Genomic DNA, 25,766 nt, shown 5'->3' on the forward strand with positions numbered 1-25,766 from the left:
GAGAGCTGAGCATAACCGTTGCCGCGCGCGCCGGCTAAGCGTTGTCCATCTGCCGCCGGCTGCGCCGCTATCCGCGGCTCTGCTATGCTCGCGCCATGAACAAGACCCTGCCCCTCTGCCTGATCGCCGCCCTCGCGCAGAACCGCGTGATCGGCCGCGACAACCAACTGCCCTGGCACCTGCCGGCGGACCTCAAGCACTTCAAGGCCCTGACCCTGGGCAAGCCGATCATCATGGGGCGCAAGACCTGGGATTCGCTCGGTCGGCCGCTGCCGGGTCGACTGAATCTGGTGGTCAGCCGCCAGCCGGGGCTGGCCTTGGCGGGGGCGGAGGTCTTCGCCTCCCTGGACGCCGCCCTCGCGCGGGCGGATGAGTGGGCGCGCGAGCAGGGCGTCGAGGAGCTGATGCTGATCGGCGGCGCCCAGCTCTACGGCCAGGCCCTGGCCCAGGCCGAGCGCCTGTACCTGACCCGGGTGGCGCTGGAGCCCGAGGGGGACGCCTGGTTTCCCGAATTCAGTGAGACCGACTGGCGCCGCGCCGCCGTGGACCACCAGCCGGCCACGGCAGATGCCCCGCCCCATGCCTTCGAGACCTGGGTGCGGCGCTAGCGTCGCTCGATCAGCGGACAGAAAAAAGCCCGGCCGATTGGCCGGGCTTTTTCATGGGACGGGCACTCAGCCGTCGAGCATCGCCTTGTTGCGCACCGCGCCCTTGTCGGCGCTGGTGGCCAGCAGGGCGTAGGCCTTGAGCGCGGTGGTGACCTTGCGCGGGCGGGCCTCGACCGGCTTCCAGCCCTTCTTGTCCTGGGCGTGGCGGCGGTGGGACAGCTCCTCGTCGCTGACCAGCAGGTTGATGGTGCGGTTGTGGATGTCGATCTTCACCTTGTCGCCGTCCTGTACCAGGCCGATGGCACCGCCGGCGGCGGCCTCCGGCGAGGCGTGGCCGATGGACAGGCCCGAGGTGCCGCCGGAGAAGCGGCCGTCGGTGAGCAGGGCGCAGGCCTTGCCCAGGCCCTTGGACTTCAGATAGGAGGTCGGGTAGAGCATCTCCTGCATGCCCGGGCCGCCCTTCGGCCCTTCGTAGCGGATGATGACGATGTCGCCGGCCTTGACCTCGTCGGCGAGGATGCCGCGCACGGCGCTGTCCTGGCTCTCGTAGATCTTCGCCGTGCCCTCGAACTCGAGGATCGACTCGTCGACCCCGGCGGTCTTCACCACGCAGCCGTCCAGGGCGATGTTGCCGTAGAGCACGGCCAGGCCGCCCTCCTGGGAGTAGGCGTGCTCGACCGAGCGGATGCAGCCGCTCTCGCGGTCGTCGTCGAGGCTGTCCCAGCGGGTGCTCTGGCTGAACGCGGTCTGGGTCGGGATGCCGGCCGGGCCCGCCTTGAAGAAGGTATGCACGGCTTCGTCGCGGGTCTGGGTGATGTCCCACTGGGCGATGGCGTCGGCCATGCTCGGGCTGTGCACCGTGGCCACGTCGCTGTGCAGCAGGCCGCCGCGGGCCAGCTCGCCGAGGATGCCGAAGACACCTCCCGCTCTATGGACGTCTTCCATATGGTACTTCTGGATGTTCGGCGCCACCTTGCACAGCTGCGGCACCTGGCGCGACAGGCGGTCGATGTCCTTCAGGTCGAAGTCGATTTCGGCCTCCTGGGCGGCGGCCAGCAGGTGCAGGATGGTGTTGGTCGAGCCGCCCATGGCGATGTCAAGCATCATGGCGTTCTCGAAGGCCTTGAAGTTGGCGATGTTGCGCGGCAATACGCCCTCGTCGCCTTCGCCGTAGTAGCGCTGGCACAGCTCGACCACCAGGCGGCCGGCGCGCAGGAACAGCTGCTCGCGGTCGCTGTGGGTGGCCAGGGTCGAGCCGTTGCCCGGCAGGGACAGGCCCAGGGCCTCGGTCAGGCAGTTCATCGAGTTGGCGGTGAACATGCCCGAGCAGCTGCCGCAGGTCGGGCAGGCGCTACGCTCGTACTCGGCGACCTTCTCGTCGCTGGCCGAGTCGTCGGCGGCCACCACCATGGCGTCGACCAGGTCCAGGCCGTGGCTGGCCAGCTTGGTCTTGCCGGCTTCCATCGGCCCGCCGGAGACGAACACCACCGGGATGTTCAGGCGCAGGGCGGCCATCAGCATGCCGGGGGTGATCTTGTCGCAGTTGCTGATGCAGACGATGGCGTCGGCGCAGTGGGCGTTGACCATGTACTCCACCGAGTCGGCGATGATCTCGCGCGACGGCAGGGAATAGAGCATGCCGTCGTGGCCCATGGCGATGCCGTCGTCCACGGCGATGGTGTTGAATTCCTTGGCCACGCCGCCGTGCTTCTCGATCTCGCGGGCCACCAGCTGACCCATGTCCTTGAGGTGCACGTGGCCGGGCACGAACTGGGTGAAGGAGTTGGCGATGGCGATGATCGGCTTCTTGAAGTCCTCGTCCTTCATCCCTGTGGCGCGCCACAGGGCGCGGGCGCCGGCCATGTTGCGGCCGTGGGTGGAGGTTTTCGAGCGGTAATCGGGCATGGCGGTCAATCCTGCGGAGGCTGGTCAGGTCGCGGGTACGGGGCCCGCAGATAGTACGTATGTTGAGCGCGATGGGCGCCGCTGGCAAACGGTAGTGGACGTCTGCGAGGGGGCGGGGCCGAATGGCTGGGCGGGATCACCGCTCGCTCGGCCGGGGCTCATGAGTCCGCCTGGGGTGGGGCAGGAAGACTGTGATTCTAATCCCAGGCGGCGGGCCGGCGAAAGCGCGGGCCGACGTCGGGGCTATTCGATCAGTTCGATGCCGCGCAGGCGCTCGGCACGGCGGCGCAGCAGCTCGATGGTCACCAGCAGGGCGATGGACACCAGGATCAGCAGGGTGGCGATGGCCAGGATGCTCGGGTTGATCTGCTCGCGCAGGCCCGAGAACATCTGCCGCGGGATGGTGCGCTGCTGGGGGCCGGCCATGAACAGGATCACCACCACCTCGTCGAAGGAGGTGATAAAGGCGAACAGCGCGCCGGATATCACCCCGGGGCGGATCAGCGGCATGATGATGTCGAAGAACACCCGCAGCGGCGTGGCGCCCAGGTTGATGGCGGCGCGCACCAGGGAATAGTCGAAGCCGGTCAGGGTGGCGGTGACGGTGATGATCACGAAGGGCGTGCCCAGGGCCGCGTGGGCCAGGATCACCCCCAGGTAGGTGCCGGCCAGGCCCAGGTCGGCATAGAAGAAGAACATGCCGGCGGCGGTGATGATCAAGGGCACGATCATCGGCGACAGCAGCAGGGCGGTGATCAGGCGGCGCTGGGGCATGTCGTCGCGGGCCAGGCCGACTGCGGCGCAGGTGCCCAGGCTGGTGGCGAGCAGGGTGGCGAGCACGCCGATGAAGAAGCTGTTCTGGATCGCCAGGATCCACTTCGGGTCGTCGAAGATCTCCCGATACCAGCGCAGCGAGTAGGCCGCCGGGTCCAGTCGCAGCATGCCCTCGGTGAAGCTGAAGAAGGGTTCGACGTTGAACGACAGCGGCACTATGACCAGGATCGGCAGGATCAGGAACAGCAGCACCAGCCAGGAGCTGGCCTGCAGCAGCCAGGCGCCGCAGCGGTACCAGAAGCCGAAGTAGGCGGGGATCTTGCTCATCTCTGTGCTCCTAGCCCAGCTTGATATTGCTGGCGCCGACGAAGCGGTCGTACAGCCAGTACAGCAGCAGGATCAGCCCCAGCAGCAGCGAGCCGAGGGCTGCGGCCAGCTCCCAGTTGTTCGAGCGCTGCATGTGGAAGGCGATGATGTTGCTGATCATCTGCCCGTCGGTGCCGCCGACCAGGGCCGGGGTGATGTAGTAGCCGACCGAGATGATGAACACCAGCAGGGCCCCGGCGCTGAGCCCCGGCAGGGTCATGGGGAAGTAGATGCGGATAAAGGCCGGGATGGGGCGGGCGCCGAGGGACATAGCGGCGCGCAGGTAGCTGGGGTCGATGCCGCGCATCACGCTGTACAGCGGCAGGATCATGAACGGCAGGAGGATATGGGTCATGGCCACGACCGTGGCGAACGAGGTGTAGAGCATCTCGAAGGGCTCGCCGATCAGCCCGCTGCCGAGCAGGAAGGAATTGATCACCCCGTTGGTCTGCAGCAGCGCGATCCAGGCCGTGGTGCGCACCAGCAGCGAGGTCCAGAAGGGCAGCAGCACCAGCACCAGCAGCAGGTTGGCGCGGTTCTCCGGCAGGCCGGACAGGTAGTAGGCCAGGGGGTAGCCGAGCAGGGCGCAGAGCAGGGTGATGACCAGCGCCATGTTCAGGGTCTTGGTGTACAGCTGCACATAGATCTGGGTGTCCTCACGCATCTGGATGCCGTGCTCGGGGTGCAGCTCCAGGTCCAGGGCGGTGAGGTAGTAGTCGTAGGTGTAGGCCTGGCCGGCGCGCTGGATGGCGAACCACAGCTCCGGCTTCTGCCAGTTGCGGTGGGCCTGTTGCACCGTCTCGACGCCCTGGCTGGCCAACTGCTCGGCATCGAGCCGGCGCACCTTGCGCGCGGTGGATTTGACCACGCTGGACATGCCGGCATAGGCACGGTTGAACTCCTCGGCCAGCTTGCCGGACAGGCGCTGTTCGGCCAGGCCCTGCAGTTCCATGGCGAACACGGCGAAGGTCTGCCGGTCGGGGGTGGTCTTGCCGTCCCAGCGCTCGAGTTCGGCGAGGGTCAGCGGAATCAGTTCGGCCACCGTCGGGTGGTGCACGCTGCGCCACAGCATGCTGCCGATGGGGGCGACGAAGGTCAGCAGGATGAAGACCAGCAGCGGTACGACGAACAGGAAGGCGGTGAGGCGCTTCCTGCGCAGGGCGCTGGCGGCCTGGCCGGCTTCGGTGGTGGTCAGAGCGGTCAAGGCAGGCTCCGTGTGGGGTGGGTCGGCCGCGCAGTTCAGCCGCAGGCCTGACCCACCGAGAGGTGGAAGCGACGAGGCTGGGTCAGGCCGCTACGCGGCTGACCCAGCCCGCGGAGTTACTTGAGCAGCCACTCGTTGAACTTCTCGCCGAGGGACTCGCCGTAGTCGGCCCAGAAGTCCGAGCCGGCTTGGATGCCCTTGTCCAGATGGGCGGTCGGCAGGTGCGGCGCGGCACTCTGGTCGGCCAGCGGCATGGAGGACTTGCGGGTCGGGCCGTAGGCCACGTCCGGCATGCCCGCCAGCGGTTTGGAACCGGTGGCGTAGGCGATGAACTGCTGCGCCAGCTCCTTCTTCTTCGAGCCCTTGACGATGGCCCAGGCGTCGAGGTCGTAGACGTGGCCGTCCCAGACGATGACGAAGGGCTTGTTCTCCTGGCGGATGGCGTCGTAGAAGCGCCCGTTGGCCGACTGCACCAGCACCGCGCCGCCGTCGTTGAGCAGCTGCGGGGCCTGGGACCAGGAGTCGAACCAGACGATGTCGTTCTTGATGGTGGCCAGCTTGTCCAGGGCGCGCTGCTGGCCTTCCGGGGTGGCCAGCACCTCGTAGACCTCCTCGGGCGCCACGCCGTCGGCCAGCAGCGCCCATTCCATGTTGACCTGGGGACGCTTGCGCATGGCGCGCTTGCCGGGGATCTTCTGGGTGTCGAAGAAGTCCTCGATGGCGGCGGCGGGGGTGCCGCCTATGGTGTCCTTGTTGTAGGCGAAGACCACCGACCAGACGATGTTGCCGATGGCGCATTCGCTGGCCAGGGCCTCGGGGATGAAGTCCTGGGCAGCCGGGGTGCCGTCGATGCCCGGCGGCAAGATCTCCTGCGGAATGGTTTCCAGCAGGCCCTCGGAGCAGGCGCGCTCGAGGTCGATCACCTCGAAGTCGACCACGTCCCACTGGACGTTGCCGGACTCCACCTGGGCCTTGATCTCGGCCACGCCGCCGGAGTAGTCCTCGAACAGCACCTTGACCCCGGTGTCCTTCTGGTAGGGGTCGATCACGTGTTTCTTCTGCGCCGCGCCATAGGCGCCGCCCCAGGAAACCACGGTCAGGCTGTCCTCGGCGCTGGCGGCGAAGGACGCCGTGCCCAGCGCCGCGGCCAGGGCCAATGCGGAAAAGCCGGTAGTCAGTGATCTAGTCATAGCTGTGCTCCATTGCCTGTAGTTGGGTGCTCAGGGCGCCGCCGATACGGCGGGGCGGTCCAGGGCCTGGCTGTCCTGCGGCAGCCAGGCCAGGGCGACCTCGTCCTTGGCGCTGAGTTGCGGGGCTGAACTGTCGTTCAGGTTCTTCACCACCAGCTCTGTGCCGTCGGCGGTCTCGAAGTGGTAGCGGATGTATTCGCCGACGTAGTGGCGGGTGACGAAGCGCGCCTTGACCTGGTTGCCGGTGGTGCCGAGGCGGTCGGTGAAGGTCAGCTTCTCCGGGCGCACCGACACCGTGGTGGGCAGGCCCACCTCGGTGCAGTTGGCCTTCAGGCTGTCGACCCTGGAACCGTCCTCCAGGCGCACGCCGACGGTGTCGCTGCCGACCGTCTCGATCACCCCGCGCAGTTTGTTGCTCTCGCCGATGAAGTCGGCGACGAACAGGTTGGCCGGGCGCTCGTAGAGCACATCGGGGGGCGCGCACTGCTGGACGATGCCGTTCTCGAACACGGCGATGCGGTCGCTCATGGTCAGGGCTTCGGTCTGGTCGTGGGTGACGTAGATCACGGTGAAGCCGAGCTGTTCGTGCAGGCGCTTGATCTCGAACTGCATCTGCTCGCGCAGCTTCTTGTCCAGGGCGCCGAGGGGCTCGTCCATCAGCACGATGTCCGGGGCGAAGATCAGCGCCCGGGCCAGGGCCACGCGCTGGCGCTGGCCGCCGGACAGCTGGCCGGGGTAGCGGCCGCCGAAGTCCTGCAGTTCCACCAGGGCCAGGTACTCGTCGACCTTGGCGCGGATCTGCTCCTTGGGCTGCTTGCGGATCTTCAGCGGGTAGGCGAGGTTCTCGCGCAGGGTCATGTGCGGGAACAGGGCGTACTGCTGGAACACCATGCCGATGTTGCGTTGGTAGGGGGCGATGCTGGTGACCGAGCGGCCGTTGATCAGGATCTCGCCGCTGGTCACGTCCTCGAAACCGGCGAGCATCATCAGGCAGGTGGTCTTGCCCGAGCCGGAGGGGCCGAGCAGGGTGATGAACTCGCCCTTGGCCACATCCAGGTTGAAGTCCTTGACCACCAGGGTCTTGTGGTCGTAGGTCTTCTTGACGTTGGCAAATTGCAGGAATGCGGTACTCCCAGCTTGCACAGCCATAGGCCTCCTCGTCTGCCCTCGGGCAGCGGTGCGCTTCCACAGTCCGGTCTTGCACCCGCGCCGGCGGCCGCCGCGCCATGGATGGCGTGGGGCGGCTCGATCAGGATGAGGCCGGGTCCGTGCGAATAAGCCTAGTCCAGGCTGGCATTTGCGCGAGGAGATTGCTGGCCAGTGGCCTATGCGCTGGCGGGGCCGCTCCTGCCCCGGGCCAGCCGACGCAGCTTGTCCAGCTCCCCGGCCGGCAGCGGTATGCCGTGCAGTTCGGCCTCGGCGCGGCGGCGATAGCGGCGGTCGCCCGGCTGGCGCGTCTGCCCGGCGTCGTGCATGCCGGCGATCAGCCGCTCGCAGCGCTCGGCGAAATTGCGCCCGGCACCCAGGCGCGGGTCGATGAGGATCAGCAGCTGCCCGGTCCAGGGTGTCTGCGCCCCGGGGTGGCCCGACCAGTCGAATTCGAAGGAGAAGTGCCCGCCGGTCAGGGCCGCCGCCAGCAGCTCGACCATCATCGACAGCGCCGAACCCTTGTAGCCGCCGAACGGCAACAGGGCGCCGCCCTCGAGGACCGCCTTGGGGTCGCGGGTCGGTTGGCCCTGGCGGTCGACGCCGTAGCCTTCCGGCAGCCGGTGGCCCTCGCGGGCGGCGATCTGCACGTCGCCGTTGGCGATGGCGCTGGTGGCCAGGTCGAACACCAGGGGGTGGCCGTTCGCGCGGGGGGCGGCGAAGGCGATCGGGTTGGTGCCGAACAGCGCGCTGTGGCCGCCATGGGGCACCACGCAAGCCATGCTGTTGACGAACGACAGGGCGACCAGGCCCCGCTCGGCGAAGGGCTCGACGTCCGGCCAGAGCGCGGCGAAGTGGTGCGAGTTGCGGATCGCCAGCAGGGCGATGCCGGCACTGCGCGCCTTGGCTTCGAGCAGCGGCCGGGCGGCGGCCAGGGCCGGCTGGGCGAAGCCGCCGCGGGCATCGACGCCGACGAAGGCCGGCGCCAGATCTTCGACCAGGGGCTCGGCCCGGCCGTCGACCCAGCCGCTGGCCAGGCTCGACAGGTAGCCGGGAATGCGGAACACGCCGTGGCTGTCGGCGCCGTCGCGCTGGGCGCTGGCGCAGTTGTGCGCGAGGCAGCGGGCGACCTCGGCCGAGGTGCCATGGCCCTGGAAGATGGCGGCGAGCAGATCGCTCAGCTCGGCGAAGCCGATGGTTTCCAGTGGGGTGTCGGCGGTCATGGGGGTTTCTCCTGGCGATTGTCTAGGTGTGCGGCGTTGGCGGATCACTATCCGGTCAGTGCAAGTTATCTGTCAAATGTTGACTGAATGACAGAAAACATCCATTTTGTGGGTGAACGGGGAGTCACTCATGAATCAATCGATCAAACAGCGTCTCGAGAGCAGTCTGGAGCATTCGGCCGCCTCCGGCCGGGCGATTGCCAATTACATGCTGGCCAACCTGCACGAGCTGCCGTTCCAGACCTCGGCGGCGATCGCCGACAAGCTCGGTGTCAGCGAATCGACGGTCGGGCGTTTCTGCCGCTCGCTGGGCTATGCGCACTTCAAGGCGCTGAAGAACGACCTCAAGGACGACCTCGGCGACAGTCCCTGGTTGATCGGTGATCGGCTCAAGGAATTCCAGCGCCAGAGCGGCGAGGACGGCCAGGGCCGCTCGCGCAGCCTGGAGCTGGAAATCGCCGGCCTGGTGCAGGTCTACGAGCACAGCCGCAGCCCGCAGTGGCAGGCGGTGGCCGAGCGTCTGGCGAAGACGCCGCGGGTGTTCGTCGCCGGTTTCCAGACCGAGCGCGGCATCGCCGTGTCGGCGGTACACCTGTTGCAGTACCTGCGCGACGGCGTGCAGCTGGTCGATGGTGCCTCCGGGCACTTCGGCGAGGTCTTGCTCAGCCAGCCGGGGCAGAGCGCCTTGCTGGTGTTCGAGGCCCGTCGCTATTCGCGCCACGCCCAGCTGCTGTGCCGCAAGGCGCGCGAGGCCGGCATCAAGGTGACCCTGGTCACCGACCCCTATTGCGACTGGGCCGACAGCCACGCCGACGAGGTGTTCCGGGTGCCCACCGATATCAAGCTGTTCTGGGAGTCCACGGCGGCCATGCTGTCGCTGGTTCACCTGCTGATCAACGAGGTGTTCCGTTACCTGGGCACCGAGGTCGAGGCGCGCCTGGAAGCCACCGCCGCGCTGCACAACGAGTTTGTCGGCTACACATCGTCGCCGGGATTCAGCAAGAAGCCATAACAACAAGTAGAGGTGCATGATGAATCGAGTAAAGAGCCTGGCCACGGCCTGCGTACTGTTGATCGGCGGCGTCGGTGGCGCCCAGGCCGAATCGCTACGGATCGCCACGGAAGGGGCCTATCCACCCTTCAACTATGTCGACTCGAACAACGAGTTGCACGGGTTCGACGTCGATATCGCCAAGGCCCTGTGCGCCAAGATGCAGGTCGAGTGCACCCTGGTCGCCCAGGACTGGGACGGCATCATTCCGGCCCTGATGGCCAATAAGTTTGATGCCGTGGTGGCCTCCATGGTGGTGACCGAGGAGCGGCAGAAGAAGATCGGCTTCACCGACCGCTACTACCGCACCCGCCTGGCGGTGGCGGTGCCGAAGGACTCCAGCCTGGCCGATACTCGGCCGACCACGCTCGAGGGCAAGCTGGTCGGCGCGCAGTCGTCCTCGACCCAGAGCATCTATGCCGAGGACGTCTATGGCGCGGCCGGCGCCGAGGTGAAGCTCTATCCGACCCAGGACGATGCCAACAGCGACCTGGCCAACGGCCGCCTGGATGCGGTGGTCAACGACAAGTTCCCGCTGCTGGACTGGCTGGCCAAGAGCGGCCGGGACTGCTGCAAGCTGCTCGGCGACATCCAGGGCAGCGACGACGAGGTGGCCATCGCCGTGCGCCAGGACGATCAGGCCCTGCGCGAGCGCCTGAACCAGGCGCTGGCCGACATCCGCGCCGACGGCACCTACCAGCAGATCGTCAGCCGCTATTTCGAATTCGACATCTACTGATCGGACCAGGCGCCCCACCGCCGCCGTTCGGCGGCGGTGGGGCGCCGTCCGCGTCGTTCTGCCTGAACCGCCAACCCCGAGGCTGCGATCATGCTGGAACCCTTCTCTCTACTGCTGTTCGGTGACGGCGGCTGGGGCCTGGCCCTGCTCGCCGGCGCCCTGGTGACCATTTCCCTGGCCCTGTGCTGCCTGCCGCTGGGCTTGCCGCTGGGCCTGCTGGTGGCGGTCGCGGCGCGTTCGAACAAACGCCTGCCGCGGGCCCTGTCGACCGTCTTCGCCACGGTGTTCCGCGGCCTGCCCGAGCTGCTCACCCTGCTGATCGTCTACTACGGCTGCCAGATCGCCCTGCAGAAGCTGCTGGCCCATTGGGGCTACAGCACCGAGGTCAGCATCAACGCCTTCTTCGCCGCGGTGCTCGCCTTCGGCCTGGTGTTTGCCGCGTTCTCCAGCCAGGTCTGGCTGGCGGCCTTCAAGACCCTCGGCAAGGGCCAGTACGAGGCGGCCGGCGTGCTCGGCCTGTCGCGCTGGCAGAGCTTCCGCAAGGTGATACTGCCGCAGCTGGTGCGGGTGGCCCTGCCGGGGCTGTCGAACAACTGGCTGACCCTGCTCAAGGACACCTCCCTGGTGTCGACCATCTCCCTGGTCGACCTGATGCGCCAGACCAACCTGGCGGTGAGCGCGACCAAGGAACCCATGCTGTTCTATTTCGCCGCCTGCCTGCTCTACCTGTTCTTCTCGGCGCTGTCCGGCCGGGTGTTCAGCTTCGCCGAAAGGCACTACAGCTACAGCCAGCGGAGTGCCCAGTCATGACCGTCCCCGAGTGGCTGCATCTGTTCTTCGATCCCGAGCTGTTCGAGCGCTACGGCCTGCGCATGCTCGATGGCCTGCTGGTGACCGCCAAGCTGGTGGCGATCTCCTTCAGCCTGGGCCTGCTGCTCGGCCTGCTGCTGGCGCTGGGCCGGCTGTCACGCAGCCGAGTGCTGCGCTCGGCGACCTCGGGCTACATCTACTTCTTCCGCGGCTCGCCGCTGCTGGCGCAGCTGTTCATGCTCTATTACGGCCTGGGGTCGTTCCGCGAACTGTGGCAGGACCTGGGCCTGTGGTGGTTCTTCCGCGACGCCTGGTACTGCTCGCTGCTGGCCTTCACCCTGAACACCGCGGCCTACCAGGCCGAGATCCTGCGCGGCAGCCTCCAGGCGGTAGCCCGTGGCCAGCACGAGGCCGCCGCGGCCCTGGGCCTGAGCCGGCGCACCACCTTCTGCAGGGTGATACTGCCGCAGTCGCTGCTGATCGCCCTCGGCCCCCTGGGCAACGAGCTGATCCTGATGGTCAAGGCCAGCGCCATCGCCTCCCTGGTGACCATCTACGACCTGATGGGGGTGGCCAAGCTGGGCTTCTCGCGCACCTTCGACTTCCAGCTGTACCTGTGGGCGGCGCTGCTCTACCTGCTGATCGTCGATGTCATCCGTCGCCTGTTGCGGCGCATCGAGGCCCGCCTGGGGCGGCACCTGCATACTTGAAACAGACATTCTTCTAACGGATGTGTCCGGGTAAGCGGGCACGGGGTAAGGACTTCAGCATGAGTTGCGACACTATCGTTCTGGGCGCCGGGATCATCGGCGTATCCACGGCCCTGCACCTGCAGGCGCGGGGGCGGCGGGTGGCCCTGGTCGACCTCAAGGCGCCGGGGGAAGGCACCAGCTTCGGCAATGCCGGCCTGATCGAGCGCTCCAGCGTGGTGCCCTACGCCTTTCCCCGGGAGTTCTGGCGCCTGCTGCGCTACGGCCTGAACCGCCAATCGGACGTGCGTTACAGCCCGGCCTACCTGCCGAAACTGGCGCCCTGGCTGTACAGCTTCTGGCGCCAGTCGGCGCCCCAGCCGCTGGCCGAATCGACCCGCGCCCTGCAGCCGCTGATCGAGCGCTGCGTGCTGGAGCACGATCTGCTGGTCGAGCAGGCCGGGCTGAGCCGGCTGATCCGTGCCAACGGCTGGATCGAGGTCTTCCGCTGCCCGCGCGCCCTGCGCCAGGCGCAGCGGGAAGCCGAGGCCATGACCGTCTACGGGCTGCGCTTCGACCTGCTCGACGGCGCGCAGCTGCGCGAGCGCGAGCCCAACTTGTCGGCCGAGGTGTGCGGCGGCGTGCACTGGCTGGACCCCAAGACCGTCAGCGACCCGGGCAATCTGGTCAAGGGTTATGCGGCGCTGTTCGCCCAGCGCGGCGGCCAGGTGCTCAAGGGGGACGCGCGCTCGCTGTGCCAGAACGCGGCAGGCTGGCAGCTGATGACCGCCGAGGGCCCGCTGGCCGCGCGGGAGGCGGTGATCGCCCTGGGCCCCGAGTCCAACGAGTTGCTGCAACCCCTGGGCTATCGGATTCCCCTGGGCATCAAGCGCGGCTACCACATGCACTATGCCCACGACCGCGAGCTCAAGCACTCGCTCTGCGACACCCAGGGCGGCTATGTGCTGGCGCCGATGGACCAGGGGATTCGACTGACCACCGGCATCGAGTTCGCCGCCCCCGATGCGCCGCCCAACGAGATCCAGTTGAACCGGGCCGAGGCCCTGGCGCGCAGGATATTCCCCCTGGGCGAGCGTCTCGAGCCGCAGCCCTGGCTGGGCCGGCGGCCGTGCCTGCCGGACATGCGCCCGGTGATCGGCCCGGCGCCGAAGCACCCCGGCCTCTGGCTCAACTTCGGCCACGCCCACCATGGCCTGACCCTGGGGCCGGTCAGTGGCCGCCTGCTGGCGGAGATGATGACCGGCGAGTCCCCCTTCACCGATCCGGCGCCCTTCAGCGCCGAACGTTTCGCTTAAGCACCGAGCACTACAACAATAATCGCCAGTCGCTACGCCGGGTCTGCCGGCGCGGGCGACCTGGCCGCACAGGGAGAGACCCCGCATGCTGTCATCCAGCCGTCAGACCGGCCTACCCGCACCCACCCCGAGCAGCAGCCAGGCCGCTACGCGCAGCCGTCCCGCCGTGGAAATCCAGGGCATGAGCAAGTGGTACGGTCCCTTCCAGGTGCTGCACGACATCGAGCTGAGCGTGCAGGCCGGCGAGCGCATCGTGCTGTGCGGGCCGTCCGGATCGGGCAAGTCGACCCTGATCCGCTGCATCAACCGGCTGGAGATCGCCGAACGGGGCCGCATCCTGGTCGAGGGCAGCGACCTGTCCAGCGACAGCCCCCAGGCCGCCCGGGTACGCCGGGAGATCGGCATGGTGTTCCAGCATTTCAACCTGTTCCCGCACATGAGCGTGCTGGACAACTGCACCCTGGCGCCGATCAGCGTGCACGGCCTGAACCGCCAGGCCGCGCAGGAGCGGGCGCGCCACTACCTGGCCAAGGTGGGCATCGAGAGCCAGGCGCACAAATACCCCAGCCAGCTGTCCGGCGGTCAGCAGCAGCGCGTGGCCATCGCCCGGGCGCTGTGCATGGAGCCGCGGATCATGCTGTTCGACGAGCCGACCTCGGCCCTGGACCCGGAGATGGTCAGCGAGGTGCTGGATGTGATGGTCAAGCTGGCCGACAGCGGCATGACCATGCTCTGCGTCACCCACGAGATGGGGTTCGCCCGCCAGGTGGCGCAGCGCGTGCTGTTCCTCGACGGCGGGCGCATCGTCGAGGACAGCCCGCCGGAGACCTTCTTCAACGCGCCGAAGAGCCCGCGGGCGCAGGCCTTCCTGACCCAGATCCTGCACTGAGCCGATGCTGCCGCCTGATCAGCTGTTGGGCAGCAGGCGGCAGGTCAGGCTCTTGATGTAGCGGGTCTCGGCGATGGCCGGGTGCACCGGGTGGTCCGGGCCCTGGGCGCCACGCTCGAGCAGCTGGATGTTGCGGTCCAGGTGGCGGGCGCTGGTCAGCAGGATGTTCTGCAGGTCGTCCTCGGGCAGGTGCATGGAGCAGCTGGCGCTGACCAGGATGCCGTCCTTGTTCAGCAGGCGCATGGCCTGTTCGTTGAGGCGGCGGTAGGCGGCCTCGCCATTCTTGAGATCTTTCTTGCGCTTGATAAAGGCCGGTGGGTCGGCGATCACCACGTCGAAGCGCTCCTCGGCGGCCTTGAGTTCCTTCAGGGCGGCGAACACGTCGCCCTCCACGCAGGTGACCCGCTCGGCGACGCCGTTGAGCGCGGCGTTGCGCTCGACGCCATCCAGGGCGAAGCCGGAGGCGTCCACGCAGAACACCTCGCTGGCGCCGAAGGCCGCGGCCTGCACGCCCCAGCCGCCGATGTAGCTGAACAGGTCGAGCACCCGCTTGCCCGCGACGTAGGGGGCCAGGCGCGCGCGGTTCATGCGATGGTCGTAGAACCAGCCGGTTTTTTGTCCCTCGATCACCGGCGCCTCGAACTTCACGCCGTTCTCTTCCAGGGCGACCCACTCCGGCACCTGGCCGTAGGCGGTCTCGACGTAGCGCTCCAGGCCCTCGGCGTCGCGGGCCGCGGAGTCGTTCTTGAGCAGGATGCCGCTGGGCTTAAGCACCTGGATCAGGGCGGCGAGCACCTCGTCCTTGTGCCGTTCCATGGTGGCCGAGGCCAGCTGCACCACCAGGATGTCGAAGAAGCGGTCGACCACCAGGCCCGGCAGCAGGTCGGAGTCGCCGTACACCAGGCGGTAGCAGGGCGCCGTGAACAGGCGCTCGCGCAGGCTCAGGGCGACGTTCAGCCGGTGCACCAGCAGGGACTTGTCCAGCACATGCTTGCTGTCGCGCGACAGCAGGCGCGCGCAGATCAGGTTGTTCGGGCTCAGCGCGACCACGCCCAGGGGCTTGCCGCCGGCGGCCTCGAGCAGCGCCTGGTCGCCGGCTTTGAGGCCGTGCAGCGGCGTGGCAGCGACGTCGATCTCGTTGCTGTAGACCCACAGGTGACCGGCGCGCAGGCGTCGGTCGGCGTTGGCTTTCAGGCGCAGGCTGGGCAGGTTCATGGGGGCTCTCCGGAAAAAGAGCGGGAGTATAACCCAGGCCGGGCCGGCAACGGTGCTCGCCACGGGTGGCTGCACAGCGCAATGGACAATGGCTAAACTGTGCCCCTCCTCACAGTCCAGTAGTCGCCCAGCATGGCCCACGAACTCAGCGCGGAACAGATCCAACAGGTCCTGCAGGGCATCAGCGTGCCGCCGCAGCCACAGATCATGGTCGATCTGCAGATGGAGCAGGTCATGCCCCACCCGGACCTGCGCGTCATCGCCAAGCTGATCAGCCAGGACCCGGGCCTGTCCGGCGCGCTGCTGAAGATCGTCAACTCGCCGTTCTTCGGTCTGGCCAATCGCATCGCCTCGATCCAGCAGGCGGTAAACCTGCTGGGCTGCGACATGGTGATCAACCTGATCAACGCCCAATCGATCAAGGGCGAGCTGAGCGACGAGGCCATCGTCACCCTCAACCGTTTCTGGGATACCGCCCAGGACGTGGCCATGACCTGCCTGACCCTGGCCAAGCGCATCGGCTACCAGGCGCCGGACGAGGCCTACACCCTGGGGCTGTTCCACAACTGCGGCATCCCGCTGATGGTCAAGCGCTTCCCCAACTACATGGTGGTGCTGGAGGAGGCCTACTACAACGCCCGCGGCGAGCAACGGGTGGTCGACACCGAGAACCGTCTGCTCAACACCAACCATGCGGTGGTCGGCTACTTCACCGCCAAGTCCTGGAACCTGCCGCTGCACCTGTGCGAGGCCATCGCCAGCCACCACAACGCGCTGTCGATCTTCAGCGACGACTCCGGCCGCGAGGCCCAGCTCAAGACCCTGCTGGCGATCCTGAAGATGGCCGAGCACATCTGCCAGACCCACCAGGTCCTCGGCAACCAGGAAGAGGACCACGAGTGGCAGAGCATCGAGCAACTGGTGCTCGAATATGTCGGCCTGTCCGAATACGACTTCGAGAACCTGCGCGAGAGCATCCGCGAGCTGGGCACCGTCTGACGGCCCGGGTGGGCTGCGGCGCGGCCAAGCTGCTAAGGTAGACGCCCGCCCTCCCAGCCATCCGCCCGAACGATCCGCCATGCCCGAACTGCCCGAAGTCGAAACCACCCGCCGCGGTATCGCCCCCTACCTGGAAGGCCAGCGCGTCGGCCGGGTCATAGTGCGCGAGCGGCGCCTGCGTTGGCCGATCCCGGAGGACCTGGACGTACGCCTGTCCGGCCAGCGCATCGAATGCGTCGAACGGCGCGCCAAGTACCTGCTGATCAAGGCCGAGAGCGGCAGCCTGATCAGCCACCTGGGCATGTCCGGCAGCCTGCGCCTGGTCGAGTGCGGTCTGCCGGCGGCCAAGCACGAGCACGTGGATATCGAACTGGAGTCGGGCCTGGCCCTGCGCTACACCGATCCGCGGCGCTTCGGTGCGCTGCTCTGGAGCAGCGATCCGCTGCGGCACGAGCTGCTCAGCCGGCTCGGCCCGGAGCCCCTGACCGCGCAGTTCGACGGCGAGCGCCTGTTCCAGCTGTCGCGCGGCCGGGGCATGGCGGTCAAGCCGTTCATCATGGACAACGCGGTGGTGGTCGGGGTCGGCAATATCTATGCGACCGAAGCGCTGTTCGCCGCCGGCATCGATCCGCGCCGCGAGGCCGGCTCGATCTCCCGGGCGCGCTACCTGAAGCTGGCCGAGGCGATCAAGCGCATCCTCGCCCAGGCCATCGAGTGCGGCGGCACCACATTGCGCGACTTCGTCGGCGGCGACGGCCAGCCGGGCTATTTCCAGCAGGAGCTGTTCGTCTATGGCCGCGGCGGCGCGTTCTGCAAGCAGTGTGGCAGCGGCCTGCGCGAGGTGAAGCTGGGGCAGCGTGCCAGCGTCTACTGCCCGCGCTGCCAGCGCTGAAACGGGGCGTCCGCTCCTCGGCCTTGCGGTTCGTCGCGCGGCAGTCGGGGGCGATGGCTTGTGCGGCGATTGACGGCCGTCACGCTGACAATTGCCGGGGCGCTGTTATAGTTACCCTCACTGCCTCCTAATAGCTGAAGGATCGCCCCCATGAATCTGTTTCGCTCGACCGCTGTTGTCCTGGCGCTGACCACTGGCCTGCTGGCGCTGCCGGCCCAGGCGGAAGTGATGCAGCAGAACACCAGTGGCGACCCGATGTACACCGCCAATGCACCCAAAGCCTTTTCGATGATCGGCGACTTGGTGATTGCCCGCCCGCTGCTGATCGGCGCCACCGCCATAGGTGCGGTCGCCTTCGTCGTCAGCCTGCCCTTCACCGCCTTGGGCGGCAATGTGGCCGAGGCCGGCGAGGCGCTGGTGGTGGAGCCGGGCAAATCGGCCTTCGTCCGCTGCCTGGGCTGCACCACCACGGGCTATAAGCGCGACTGATCCCGCCTGAGCCGAAAAGCCGGCAGCGATGCCGGCTTTTTTGTGGGTGCGAAACAGGCAAAAGCCGCTGGCAACTAGGGGGATACCACGCCGGTGCCGATGCCGCGTGGGTCGCTGGCGGCCTCGACGCGCCCGGCGCGCTTGTCCCAGAACAGCACCTGCTGGTTGCCATACTGGCGATTGACCGCCTTGAGTTCATGGCCGAGGCCCTCGAGTGCCGCGATCTGCGTCGGGTCGAAGGCGTCCGGTTCGTGCTCGATCACATCCGGCCGGTACTGGTGGTGGTAACGGGGCACGCTGGGCCAGCGCTCGATGGGCTGGCCGTCCAGGTACTCGAGGATGGCCAGCAGCACCATGCTCGGGATGCGGCTGCCGCCGGGGGTGCCGAAGCTGGCGAAGGCGTCCGCGCCCTCGATGAAGGTCGGGCTCATGCTCGACAGCGGACGCTTGCCGGCGGCGATGGCATTGGCCTGGCTGCCGGCCAGGCCGTAGGCATTGGCGCCTTGCACGTCGGCGGCGAAGTCGTCCATCTCGTCGTTGAGCAACACCCCGGTGCCGGGCACGGTGAAGGCGGCGCCGAACGGCAGGTTGATCGACAGGGTGGCGGCCACCGCATTGCCCTCGGCGTCCAGCACGGTGAAGTGGGTGGTGTGGTCGCCCTCGTGCCAGTCGCCGGCCGGCGGCAGGCTGCTGCTGGGGGTGGCCCGTTTCGGGTCGATGCTCGCCATCAGCCGCTCCAGGTAGGCGGGGGCGAGCAGCTGCGCGGCCGGGTCGGCGACGAAGTCCGGGTCGCCCAGCAGGCCGCGGTCGCGGTAGGCACGGCGCAGGGCCTCGACCACCAGGTGGCTGCGCTGCACGGCATCGGCCTGGCGCCAGGGCAGTCGCTGCAGCATCAGCAGGCTCTGGCCCAGGGCGATGCCGCCGGCGGAGGGCGGCGGCGCGCCGATCAGCTCGCGATTGTCGGCGAGCGTCACGCGCAGGGGCTGGCGCTCCACCACCCGGTAGTCGTCGAGGTCGCGTTGCGACCAGATGCCGCCGGCGGCGCGTACGCCGCGCACCAGGCGCTCGGCCGTTTCGCCGCCATAGAAGCCGGCGCGCCCCTCGCGGGCCAGGCGTTCCAGGGTGACGGCCAGCTCGGGCTGGCGCAGCAGGGCGAATTCCGCCGGGACCTCGCCCTGGTCGAGGAAGAGGCGCGCGCTCTCGGGGTCGTCGCGCAGGGCCGCCAGGCGCCAGCCGGCGCGCTCGCGGTAGACCCGGTCGATCGCCACGCCGTCGCGGGCCAGGCGGATGGCCGGGGCCAGGGCGTCGCGCAGCGGCAGGCGGCCGAAGCGCTGCGCCAGCTCGACCAGGGCGGCCGGCAGGCCGGGGATCGCGGCGGCCAGCGCACCGTTGAGGGACAGCGCCGGCTGCACCTCACCGTCGCGCCGGTACAGGTCCGTATGGGCGGCCAGCGGGGCCCGCTCGCGGGCGTCGAGGAAGCGGTAGTTCGGCTGCTCGCCGGCCTCGCGCAACAGGAAGAAACCGCCGCCGCCGAGGCCCGAGCCGTAGGGTTCGACCACCGCCAGGGCGGCGGCGATGGCCACCGCGGCGTCGAAGGCATTGCCGCCCTGGCTCAGGGTCTCCTGGCCGGCGACGGTGGCGGCGGGATGGGCACTGGCGATGGCGGCGCGTCCGGGCTGCTCGGCGGCCTGCACGGCGAGGGCGAACAGCAACAGCAGGGCGCCTGCGAGGGCGCGCCGGGCGAGGAAGCCGCGGTTCGGGCGGCCCACGGATCAGGCCTTGCCGGTGATGATCAGGTACTTCTCCATCAGCTCGTCCTTGCTCTCGACATGGTTCTCGTCGAGGGGGATGCAGTCCACCGGACAGACCTGCTGGCACTGCGGCTCGTCGTAGTGGCCGACGCATTCGGTGCACAGGTTCGGGTCGATCACGTAGATCTCCTCGCCCTGGGAGATCGCGCCGTTCGGGCACTCGGGCTCGCAGACGTCGCAGTTGATGCAGTCGTCGGTGATGATCAGGGACATTGAGTAGGCGCTCCAGCCGAGGCCCGCGGCCGCGGCACTATCAGACAACGGTAGGCGAATTGTGCCGGATTGTCGGAGCGGGCGCCATGTGTCGCGGGACAGGGGCTACTGTTTGAAGCGCTGGGCCAGTGCCTCGGCGACGGCCGGGTGGACGAACTTGGAGATATCGCCCCCCAGGGCGGCGATCTCCCGCACCAGGGTCGAGGAGATGTAGGAGTATTTTTCCGAGGGGGTGAGGAACAGGCTCTCCACCTCCGGCGCCAGCTGACGGTTCATGTTGGCCAGCTGGAACTCGTACTCGAAGTCGGAAACCGCGCGCAGGCCGCGCAGGAAGACGTTGGCGCCCTGTTCCCCGGCGAAGTGCGCCAGCAGGCCGGAAAAGCCCATGACTTCGACATTCGGCAGGTGCCGGGTGACTTCGCGGGCCAGCTCCACGCGCTGATCCAGGCTGAACAGCGGGTTCTTCTTCGGGCTGGCCGCCACGGCGATGACCACGCTGTCGAACAACCGCGAGGCACGCTCGACCAGATCGCCATGCCCCTTGGTGATGGGGTCGAAGGTGCCTGGGTATAACACTCGATTCATCGTGACGTCCTGACGCGGTCCGTTAGGGTGTCGGATGGTAGCGCAGCGGTGCGTGACGGCCAAGTCGCGCTGGCCGGGCGCCGGCGGGTGGCTTCGAGCGTGAGCCTGACCCAGGGACGCAGGCAAACGGCATCAGGCACTTTCCAGGCGCTCGGCCAGGCGCGTCGCCAGCTTGGCCGTGAGGGCATAGATCGACAGCTGCGGGTTGGCGCCGATGCTGGTGGGGAACAGCGAGCCGTCGTGGATCGACAGGTTGCCCAGCTGGTGGTGGCGGCCGAGGCTGTCGCAGACCGCCTGGCGCGGGTCCTCGCCCATGGCGCAGCCGCCCATCACGTGGGCGCTGCCCAGGCGGGTGCGGTACAGCGCCAGCGGCAGTTCGTCGATCAGCCGGCGCGCCTCGCCCAGGGTCTGCACATGGCCGGCGTCGGCATGCAGCGGCAGCACGGCCTTGGCGCCGGCGGCGAACTGGATCTCGGCCATGCTGTGGAAGGCCCGGCGTATGCCGTCCCAGCTGTAATCGGTCATGCGGTAGTCGAGCACCGGGCTGCCGTCGCCGCGCAACTCCACCCGGCCTTCGGCGCTGTCCGGGTGGAAGCCGTCGCGCATCAGTGCCAGCATCACATTGGTATGGGGCAGCTGTTCCATGCGCAGGGCATTGTCCAGGCCGAAGCGCCCGAGCAGGGTGGCCGCCAGGGCCGGTTGCAGGGGCGGCACCTCCAGCTTGTAGGACTGGCGCCCGGCGATGCCGTCCTCCCACTGGAACTGGTCGGAATAGACCGACTGCGGCGCGCCATAGAAGGGATTGATCACCCGCTCGAACTGCGCGGCGGAGAAGTTCACCAGGTGCAGGTAGGTGCGCTTGCCGGTGCGCCGGTGCGGGTCGGGGGCACTCGAGCGCAGGAGGATGGCCGGGGTGTTGATGCCGCCGCCGGCGAGGATGTAATGCCGGGCCTTGACCCGGATCTTGCGGCCGTTGGGCGCGACGCCGCGCGCGTCCAGGCCCAGGCACTCGATGCCGCCGACCCGGTCGCCTTCGATCAGCAGGCGCTCGGCCCGGGCCAGATAGAGCAGCTCGCCGCCCCGCTCCAGGGTCGCCGGAATGCTGGTGACCAGCATCGACTGCTTGGCGTTGGTCGGACAGCCCAGGCCGCAGTAACCGAGGTTCCAGCAGCCGCGCACGTTGCGCGGGATGATCTTCCAGTCGTAGCCGAGCTGGTCGCAGCCGGCGCGGATCACTTCGTTGTTGGGGTTCGGTGGGATGGCCCAGGGGGCGACGCCCAGGCGCTGTTCCATGCGCTCGAACCAGGGCGCCATGTCCGCCGGGCCGTGGCCCACGACCCCGTGCTCCCGGGCCCAGTGTTGCAGCGTCGGTTCCGGGGTGCGGAAGCTCGAGGTCCAGTTGACCAAGGTGGTGCCGCCGACCGCACGGCCCTGGAGGATGGTGATGGCGCCGTCCTTGCTCATGCGCCCGACGCCTTCCTGGTAGAGGCTGGTGTAGGCCTCGGTCTCCTGCATCTTGAAATCGCGGCTGGTCTTCAGCGGACCTTCCTCGATCAGCAACACCTTGAAGCCGGCGGCGCTGAGGATCTCCGCGCTGGTGCCGCCGCCGGCGCCGCTGCCGACTATGGCGATATCGGCTTCCAGGCTCAGGTCCTGCTCCAGGCGCGAGCCGTCGTGGGTTTTCCAGCCGCGGGCCAGGCCTTCGGCGAATGGATCGGGTACGGGCATGTGGTCGGTTCTCGGGCGAAGGGGAGTTCGGCGGCGGTCAGACGCTGGGTGGGCCGGGGTAGCCGCAGTGGGCCCAGGATTCGGGGCGGCCATACCAGCTCATCAGCACCAGTTGCAGCAGCGAGGCGTGGCCCATCTGCAGCAGGCCGAAGGCGCTGTTCTGCCAGCGGGCGAGGAAGGCGCGCACCTCGCTGGCCGAGGCGTTCTGCCAGCGCCCCCAGACCCCGGTCAGCGGCCCGCGGGTGACCGGCAGGGCCAGCACGTCGAACAGTTGCAGGGTGAGGTCGCGCATCTCCGGCGACAGGTGGGCGAGGCTGTAATCGAGGCTCTCGAGGGTGCCGGCCAGCGCCTGGGGCATCTTCTGCGGCGGCACCGCGCCTTCCAGCAGCACCGGAATCAGGGCCTGAAGCATGGGCAGGTCGCTGGCGCGGATCACCGCGAAGCCGGCCTGGGGCGTGCTCGCCGAGCAGCCGCTGAGGCTGGCGGCCAGGCCCGCGGTGGCGAGTGCGGCCGAGCCGAGCAGGCCGACCCTGAGCAGCTGGCGCCGGGTCGGGCCGGCGGGTTGGGTAGGGGTATCGAGCATTCTGGCAGTCGCCTCTCGGGGGTGCGATCAGCGCACGAACAGCTGGTACACCAGCTTCAGGATCGCCTTGTTGTAGGGCGGGTAGATCAAGCGCGCGGCATTGAGGCGTTGCTTGATAAACACCCCCTTGGCCTTGCTGAAGGTGAGGAAACCCTCGTGGCCGTGGTAGTGGCCCATGCCCGAGGGGCCGATGCCGCCGAACGGCAGGTCGTCCTGGGCCACGTGCAGCAGGGTGTCGTTGAGGCACACGCCGCCGGAGTGGGTCTCGTGCAGCACGCGCTGTTGCTCGCGTTTGTCGTAGCCGAAGTAGTAGAGGGCCAGCGGGCGGGGGCGCCGGTTGATATAGGCGAAGGCGTCTTCGATGCGTTCATAGGGCACCACCGGCAGCAGCGGGCCGAAGACTTCCTCCTGCATCACCTGCATGTCGTCGCCGACGTTCAGCAGCAGGCAGTGCGGCATGCGTCGGCCCTGGGCCTGGGGGTACAGCGGCAGCAGGGTGGCGCCCTTGTCTTCGGCGTCGGCCAGGTAGGCCTCGAGGCGCTGTTGCTGGCGCGGGTTGATGATCGCGGTGTAGTCCGGGTTGTCCGCCAGTTGTGGGTAGAAGCCCTGCACGGCGGTGCGGTAGGCGGCGACGAAGCCCTCGACGCGGTCCCGGGGCACCAGCACATAGTCGGGCGCCACGCAGGTCTGCCCGGCATTCAGGGTCTTGCCGAAGGCGATGCGCTCGGCGGCGTCCTGCAGCGGCACGTCGGCCGAGACGATGGCCGGCGACTTGCCGCCCAGCTCCAGGGTCACCGGGGTCAGGTTGTCGGCGGCGGCGCGCATCACATGCCGGCCTATGCCGGTGGCGCCGGTGAACAGCAGGTGGTCGAACGGCAGTTTGGAGAAGGCCATGCCGACTTCCGCCTCGCCCAGCACGACGCCGATCAGGTCCTCGGGGAAGACCTCGGCCAGCAGTTCCTTGAGCAGCTGCGCGGTGGCCGGAGTCGACTCGCTCATCTTGATCATCACCCGGTTGCCGGCGGCCAGGGCCCCGACCAGCGGGCCCATGGCGAGGAACAGTGGGTAGTTCCACGGCACTATGACCCCGACCACGCCCAGCGGCTGGTAGATCACCTTGGCCGAGGCCGGCATGAAGGGCAGGCCGACGCTGCGCCGCGAGGGCTTCATCCAGCGCTTGATGCGCCGGCGCGCGTAGTGGATGCCGTGCAGGCTGGGCATCAGCTCGGCGAGCAGGGTCTCGTCGGCCGAGCGGTTGCCGAAGTCCTGGCTGATGGCCTGGATCAGGGCGTCCTGCTGCGCGACCAGCAGCTGCCCGAGGGTCTTCAGCCACTGCCTGCGCTGTTCGGCCGGCGGCATGGGGTTGGCCTGGAAGGCCTGGCGCTGGCGGGCGAAGCTGGCCTCCATCTGGGCGATCTGCTGCTGGCTGTGTTGCAGGTTTCGTTCGAGATAGGTGACGTCGGCGACCATGTGCGGCTCCTCGGCGGTCTGGCGGTGCGCTCCGCGGTGCCGCGAAGCGAGGCGACCGGGGGATTGCCCGGCGGGCTGGAGGAATTTTTAGAGCAATTGCTCTAAAGTGTCAAACGACAGGCCGCTCGCACACCCGGGTAGCGTCCGGGGCGACGCCCCCTGTACCTTTGTCGAACCGATCGAGTCGCAGTCGAGCTGCTATGGCGCCTTCCACCAAGACCCGCGAGCGCATCGTCCAGGCCAGCCTGGCGCTGTTCAATGCCCAGGGCGAACGCAACGTCACCACCAACCATATCGCCGCCCATCTGGGCATCTCGCCGGGCAACCTGTACTACCACTTCCGCAACAAGCAGGCGATCATCGCCGAGCTGTTCGGCCAGTACGAGGCCCATGTCGATGCCTTCCTGCGCCTGCCGGAGGGGCGGGCGCTGACCATCGCCGACAAGACCCTGTACCTGGAGGCGCTGCTGGCGGCGATGTGGCGCTTCCGCTTCCTGCACCGCGACCTGGAGCACCTGCTCGACAGCGACGCGGAGCTGGCCGCGCGCTACCGGCTGTTCGCCCGGCGCTGCCTGCAGGCCGGCGGGGCCATCTACCAGGGCTTCGTCGAGGCCGGGATACTGCGCATGCAGCCGGCGCAGATCGAGGCGCTGGCGCTCAATGCCTGGATCCTCATGACCTCCTGGGTGCGCTTTCTCGGGACCACCGCCGGGCAGACCGCGGACCTCAACGAGGACTCGCTGCGCCGGGGCATCTATCAGGTGTTGGCGCTGGAGGACGGCTATATCGCCGAGCCGGCGCGCGAAGCCGTCGAGGCGCTGCACCGCCGGCTGCACGTGCCGCTGGAGCAGGTGCTCTAGGTTGCTGCCTGCGCGGTGAGCCACTGCGGGATGCGCCGCTCCAGATAGTAGGCGGGGCGGCGCAGGGTGCCCTCGACGAAGCCGACATGGCCGCCGTGGCGGTGCAGTTCGAACTCGATGCCCGGAGCCAGTTCGGCCGGCTCCGGCAGGCTGTGGCGGAACACGAAGGGGTCGTCGGCGGCCTGGATGATCAGGGTCGGGGTGCGGATGCGGCCGAGGAAGTAACGGCTCGAGGCACGCTGGTAATAGTCCTGGGCATCGCTGAAACCGTGCAGCGGTGCGGTGATGCGGCCGTCGAAGTCCCAGAAGGTGCGCAGGTCGTCCAGCGGGCCGAGCCGCTCCAGGGCCGACAGGCGCTCGGCCTGGCCCAGGTCGGCGAACAGGCGCTGCTTGCTGCGCACGTAGGCGACCATCTCGCGCATGAAGTGCGCCTGGTAGACCCGCGAGAAACCCTGGCCGATGCGGTCGGCGCACTGGTCCAGGCGAAACGGTACGGACACCGCCACGGCGCCGTGCAAGAGGCTGTCGCCACCGGCCTCGCCGAGGTGCTTGAGCAGCACGTTGCCGCCCAGGGAGTAGCCCACCGCATAGAGCGGCGCCCGGGGTCGTTGCCCGCGCAGGTGATGCAGGGTTTCGGCCAGGTCCTCGCTGGCGCCGGAGTGGTAGCCGCGCGGCAGTAGATTGGGTTCCCCCGAGCAGCCGCGCCAGTTCAGCGCCACGCTGGCCCAGCCCCGGGCGGCCAGGGCCTGTTGCAGGCCGACCACGTAGAGGGAGTCGGACGAGCCGGTCAGGCCGTGCAGCACCAGCACCAGGGGCGCGTCGGCGCTGTGCGGACCGTGCCAGTCGAGGTCGAGGAAGTCGCCGTCGGCCAGCCACAGGCGCTCGCGCCGGCGCCGCAGCACCACCGGCTTGCGGCACAGCGGATTCCACAAGGTCTGCAGGTGCGGGCCGGGTAGCCACCAGGCGGGTTGGAAGGTCGGGCTCATGGCTCAGTGTACGGCCGCTGGGCGA

General features: G+C 68.4%; 25 protein-coding genes. 11 read left to right on the forward strand and 14 right to left on the reverse strand.

Annotation, left to right across the window (positions count from 1 at the left end; translation table 11 throughout):
- Positions 1–95: 95 nt before the first annotated feature.
- On the forward strand, positions 96–608 hold the full coding sequence (locus ACSX1C_RS17025; RefSeq protein ID WP_439887129.1) for a dihydrofolate reductase: 513 nt from the start codon (positions 96–98) through the stop codon (positions 606–608).
- Positions 609–674: 66 nt separating this feature from the next.
- Here ACSX1C_RS17025 and ilvD read toward each other — a convergent pair whose 3' ends face one another.
- From ilvD to ACSX1C_RS17055, 6 genes are all read right to left on the reverse strand, one after another.
- The gene (gene ilvD / locus ACSX1C_RS17030) at positions 675–2,513 is read right to left on the reverse strand and encodes a dihydroxy-acid dehydratase (protein WP_439887130.1); all 1,839 of its coding nucleotides are present in this window, start codon (positions 2,511–2,513) and stop codon (positions 675–677) included.
- A gap of 243 nt (positions 2,514–2,756) precedes the next feature.
- The gene (locus ACSX1C_RS17035; protein WP_439887131.1) at positions 2,757–3,614 is read right to left on the reverse strand and encodes an ABC transporter permease; all 858 of its coding nucleotides are present in this window, start codon (positions 3,612–3,614) and stop codon (positions 2,757–2,759) included.
- A gap of 10 nt (positions 3,615–3,624) precedes the next feature.
- Positions 3,625–4,857, reverse strand: coding sequence for an ABC transporter permease (locus tag ACSX1C_RS17040; protein WP_439887132.1), 1,233 nt, complete (start codon positions 4,855–4,857; stop codon positions 3,625–3,627).
- Positions 4,858–4,973: 116 nt separating this feature from the next.
- Positions 4,974–6,047: an ABC transporter substrate-binding protein gene (locus ACSX1C_RS17045; RefSeq protein ID WP_439887133.1), complete on the reverse strand. Its 1,074-nt coding sequence runs from the start codon at positions 6,045–6,047 to the stop codon at positions 4,974–4,976.
- A 30-nt stretch (positions 6,048–6,077) separates the two neighbouring features.
- Positions 6,078–7,196, reverse strand: coding sequence for an ABC transporter ATP-binding protein (locus tag ACSX1C_RS17050; protein ID WP_439887134.1), 1,119 nt, complete (start codon positions 7,194–7,196; stop codon positions 6,078–6,080).
- A gap of 176 nt (positions 7,197–7,372) precedes the next feature.
- Positions 7,373–8,416 (reverse strand): Ldh family oxidoreductase, encoded by a 1,044-nt coding sequence (locus ACSX1C_RS17055; RefSeq protein WP_439887135.1) that lies wholly within the window; start codon positions 8,414–8,416, stop codon positions 7,373–7,375.
- A gap of 130 nt (positions 8,417–8,546) precedes the next feature.
- Here ACSX1C_RS17055 and ACSX1C_RS17060 point away from each other — a divergent pair, with 130 nt between their 5' ends.
- From ACSX1C_RS17060 to ACSX1C_RS17085, 6 genes are all read left to right on the forward strand, one after another.
- On the forward strand, positions 8,547–9,428 hold the full coding sequence (locus ACSX1C_RS17060; RefSeq protein ID WP_439887136.1) for a MurR/RpiR family transcriptional regulator: 882 nt from the start codon (positions 8,547–8,549) through the stop codon (positions 9,426–9,428).
- 19 nt (positions 9,429–9,447) lie between these two features.
- Complete coding sequence (locus tag ACSX1C_RS17065) at positions 9,448–10,206, forward strand: ABC transporter substrate-binding protein (RefSeq protein WP_439887137.1); 759 nt, start codon at positions 9,448–9,450, stop codon at positions 10,204–10,206.
- A 90-nt stretch (positions 10,207–10,296) separates the two neighbouring features.
- Positions 10,297–11,016: an ABC transporter permease gene (locus tag ACSX1C_RS17070; RefSeq protein ID WP_439887138.1), complete on the forward strand. Its 720-nt coding sequence runs from the start codon at positions 10,297–10,299 to the stop codon at positions 11,014–11,016.
- Entirely contained in the window at positions 11,013–11,726 is a 714-nt protein-coding gene (locus ACSX1C_RS17075) for an ABC transporter permease (protein ID WP_439887139.1), read from the forward strand. The genes ACSX1C_RS17070 and ACSX1C_RS17075 overlap by 4 nt, the downstream gene beginning before the upstream one ends.
- A gap of 59 nt (positions 11,727–11,785) precedes the next feature.
- Positions 11,786–13,021, forward strand: coding sequence for an NAD(P)/FAD-dependent oxidoreductase (locus ACSX1C_RS17080; RefSeq protein WP_439887140.1), 1,236 nt, complete (start codon positions 11,786–11,788; stop codon positions 13,019–13,021).
- Between the two features lie 181 nt (positions 13,022–13,202).
- The gene (locus tag ACSX1C_RS17085; protein ID WP_439889437.1) at positions 13,203–13,910 is read left to right on the forward strand and encodes an amino acid ABC transporter ATP-binding protein; all 708 of its coding nucleotides are present in this window, start codon (positions 13,203–13,205) and stop codon (positions 13,908–13,910) included.
- Positions 13,911–13,928: 18 nt separating this feature from the next.
- Here the strand turns inward: ACSX1C_RS17085 and ACSX1C_RS17090 are convergent, their stop codons facing one another.
- On the reverse strand, positions 13,929–15,125 hold the full coding sequence (locus ACSX1C_RS17090; protein ID WP_439887141.1) for a class I SAM-dependent rRNA methyltransferase: 1,197 nt from the start codon (positions 15,123–15,125) through the stop codon (positions 13,929–13,931).
- A 186-nt stretch (positions 15,126–15,311) separates the two neighbouring features.
- On the opposite strand from ACSX1C_RS17090, the gene ACSX1C_RS17095 reads away from it, so the two are divergent.
- The 3 genes from ACSX1C_RS17095 to ACSX1C_RS17105 all read left to right on the forward strand — a co-directional run bounded on the left by ACSX1C_RS17095 (position 15,312) and on the right by ACSX1C_RS17105 (position 17,505).
- On the forward strand, positions 15,312–16,124 hold the full coding sequence (locus tag ACSX1C_RS17095; protein WP_439889438.1) for an HDOD domain-containing protein: 813 nt from the start codon (positions 15,312–15,314) through the stop codon (positions 16,122–16,124).
- 79 nt (positions 16,125–16,203) lie between these two features.
- Positions 16,204–17,016, forward strand: coding sequence for a bifunctional DNA-formamidopyrimidine glycosylase/DNA-(apurinic or apyrimidinic site) lyase (mutM, locus tag ACSX1C_RS17100; protein ID WP_439887142.1), 813 nt, complete (start codon positions 16,204–16,206; stop codon positions 17,014–17,016).
- Between the two features lie 150 nt (positions 17,017–17,166).
- Complete coding sequence (locus tag ACSX1C_RS17105) at positions 17,167–17,505, forward strand: multidrug transporter (protein ID WP_439887143.1); 339 nt, start codon at positions 17,167–17,169, stop codon at positions 17,503–17,505.
- A gap of 74 nt (positions 17,506–17,579) precedes the next feature.
- On the opposite strand, the gene ggt is transcribed toward ACSX1C_RS17105, so the two are convergent.
- The 6 genes from ggt to ACSX1C_RS17135 form a co-directional block, all read right to left on the reverse strand.
- Complete coding sequence (ggt, locus tag ACSX1C_RS17110) at positions 17,580–19,274, reverse strand: gamma-glutamyltransferase (protein WP_439887144.1); 1,695 nt, start codon at positions 19,272–19,274, stop codon at positions 17,580–17,582.
- Positions 19,275–19,277: 3 nt separating this feature from the next.
- Positions 19,278–19,529: a YfhL family 4Fe-4S dicluster ferredoxin gene (locus tag ACSX1C_RS17115; protein ID WP_025163485.1), complete on the reverse strand. Its 252-nt coding sequence runs from the start codon at positions 19,527–19,529 to the stop codon at positions 19,278–19,280.
- A gap of 105 nt (positions 19,530–19,634) precedes the next feature.
- On the reverse strand, positions 19,635–20,114 hold the full coding sequence (coaD, locus tag ACSX1C_RS17120; protein WP_439887145.1) for a pantetheine-phosphate adenylyltransferase: 480 nt from the start codon (positions 20,112–20,114) through the stop codon (positions 19,635–19,637).
- A gap of 132 nt (positions 20,115–20,246) precedes the next feature.
- A complete protein-coding gene (locus ACSX1C_RS17125; RefSeq protein WP_439887146.1) occupies positions 20,247–21,842 on the reverse strand; it encodes a GMC family oxidoreductase N-terminal domain-containing protein in 1,596 nt (531 codons plus the stop codon).
- Between the two features lie 37 nt (positions 21,843–21,879).
- Complete coding sequence (locus ACSX1C_RS17130; RefSeq protein ID WP_439887147.1) at positions 21,880–22,425, reverse strand: twin-arginine translocation pathway signal protein; 546 nt, start codon at positions 22,423–22,425, stop codon at positions 21,880–21,882.
- A 27-nt stretch (positions 22,426–22,452) separates the two neighbouring features.
- Positions 22,453–23,895, reverse strand: coding sequence for a coniferyl aldehyde dehydrogenase (locus ACSX1C_RS17135; RefSeq protein ID WP_439887148.1), 1,443 nt, complete (start codon positions 23,893–23,895; stop codon positions 22,453–22,455).
- Positions 23,896–24,095: 200 nt separating this feature from the next.
- Here ACSX1C_RS17135 and ACSX1C_RS17140 point away from each other — a divergent pair, with 200 nt between their 5' ends.
- Entirely contained in the window at positions 24,096–24,755 is a 660-nt protein-coding gene (locus ACSX1C_RS17140; protein WP_439887149.1) for a TetR/AcrR family transcriptional regulator, read from the forward strand.
- Here the strand turns inward: ACSX1C_RS17140 and ACSX1C_RS17145 are convergent.
- On the reverse strand, positions 24,752–25,741 hold the full coding sequence (locus tag ACSX1C_RS17145; protein WP_439887150.1) for a hydrolase: 990 nt from the start codon (positions 25,739–25,741) through the stop codon (positions 24,752–24,754). The genes ACSX1C_RS17140 and ACSX1C_RS17145 overlap by 4 nt on opposite strands.
- Positions 25,742–25,766: the final 25 nt, after the last annotated feature.

The organism is Pseudomonas sp. MBLB4123, from assembly GCF_051904775.1.
GTDB lineage: Bacteria > Pseudomonadota > Gammaproteobacteria > Pseudomonadales > Pseudomonadaceae > Aquipseudomonas > Aquipseudomonas benzenivorans_B.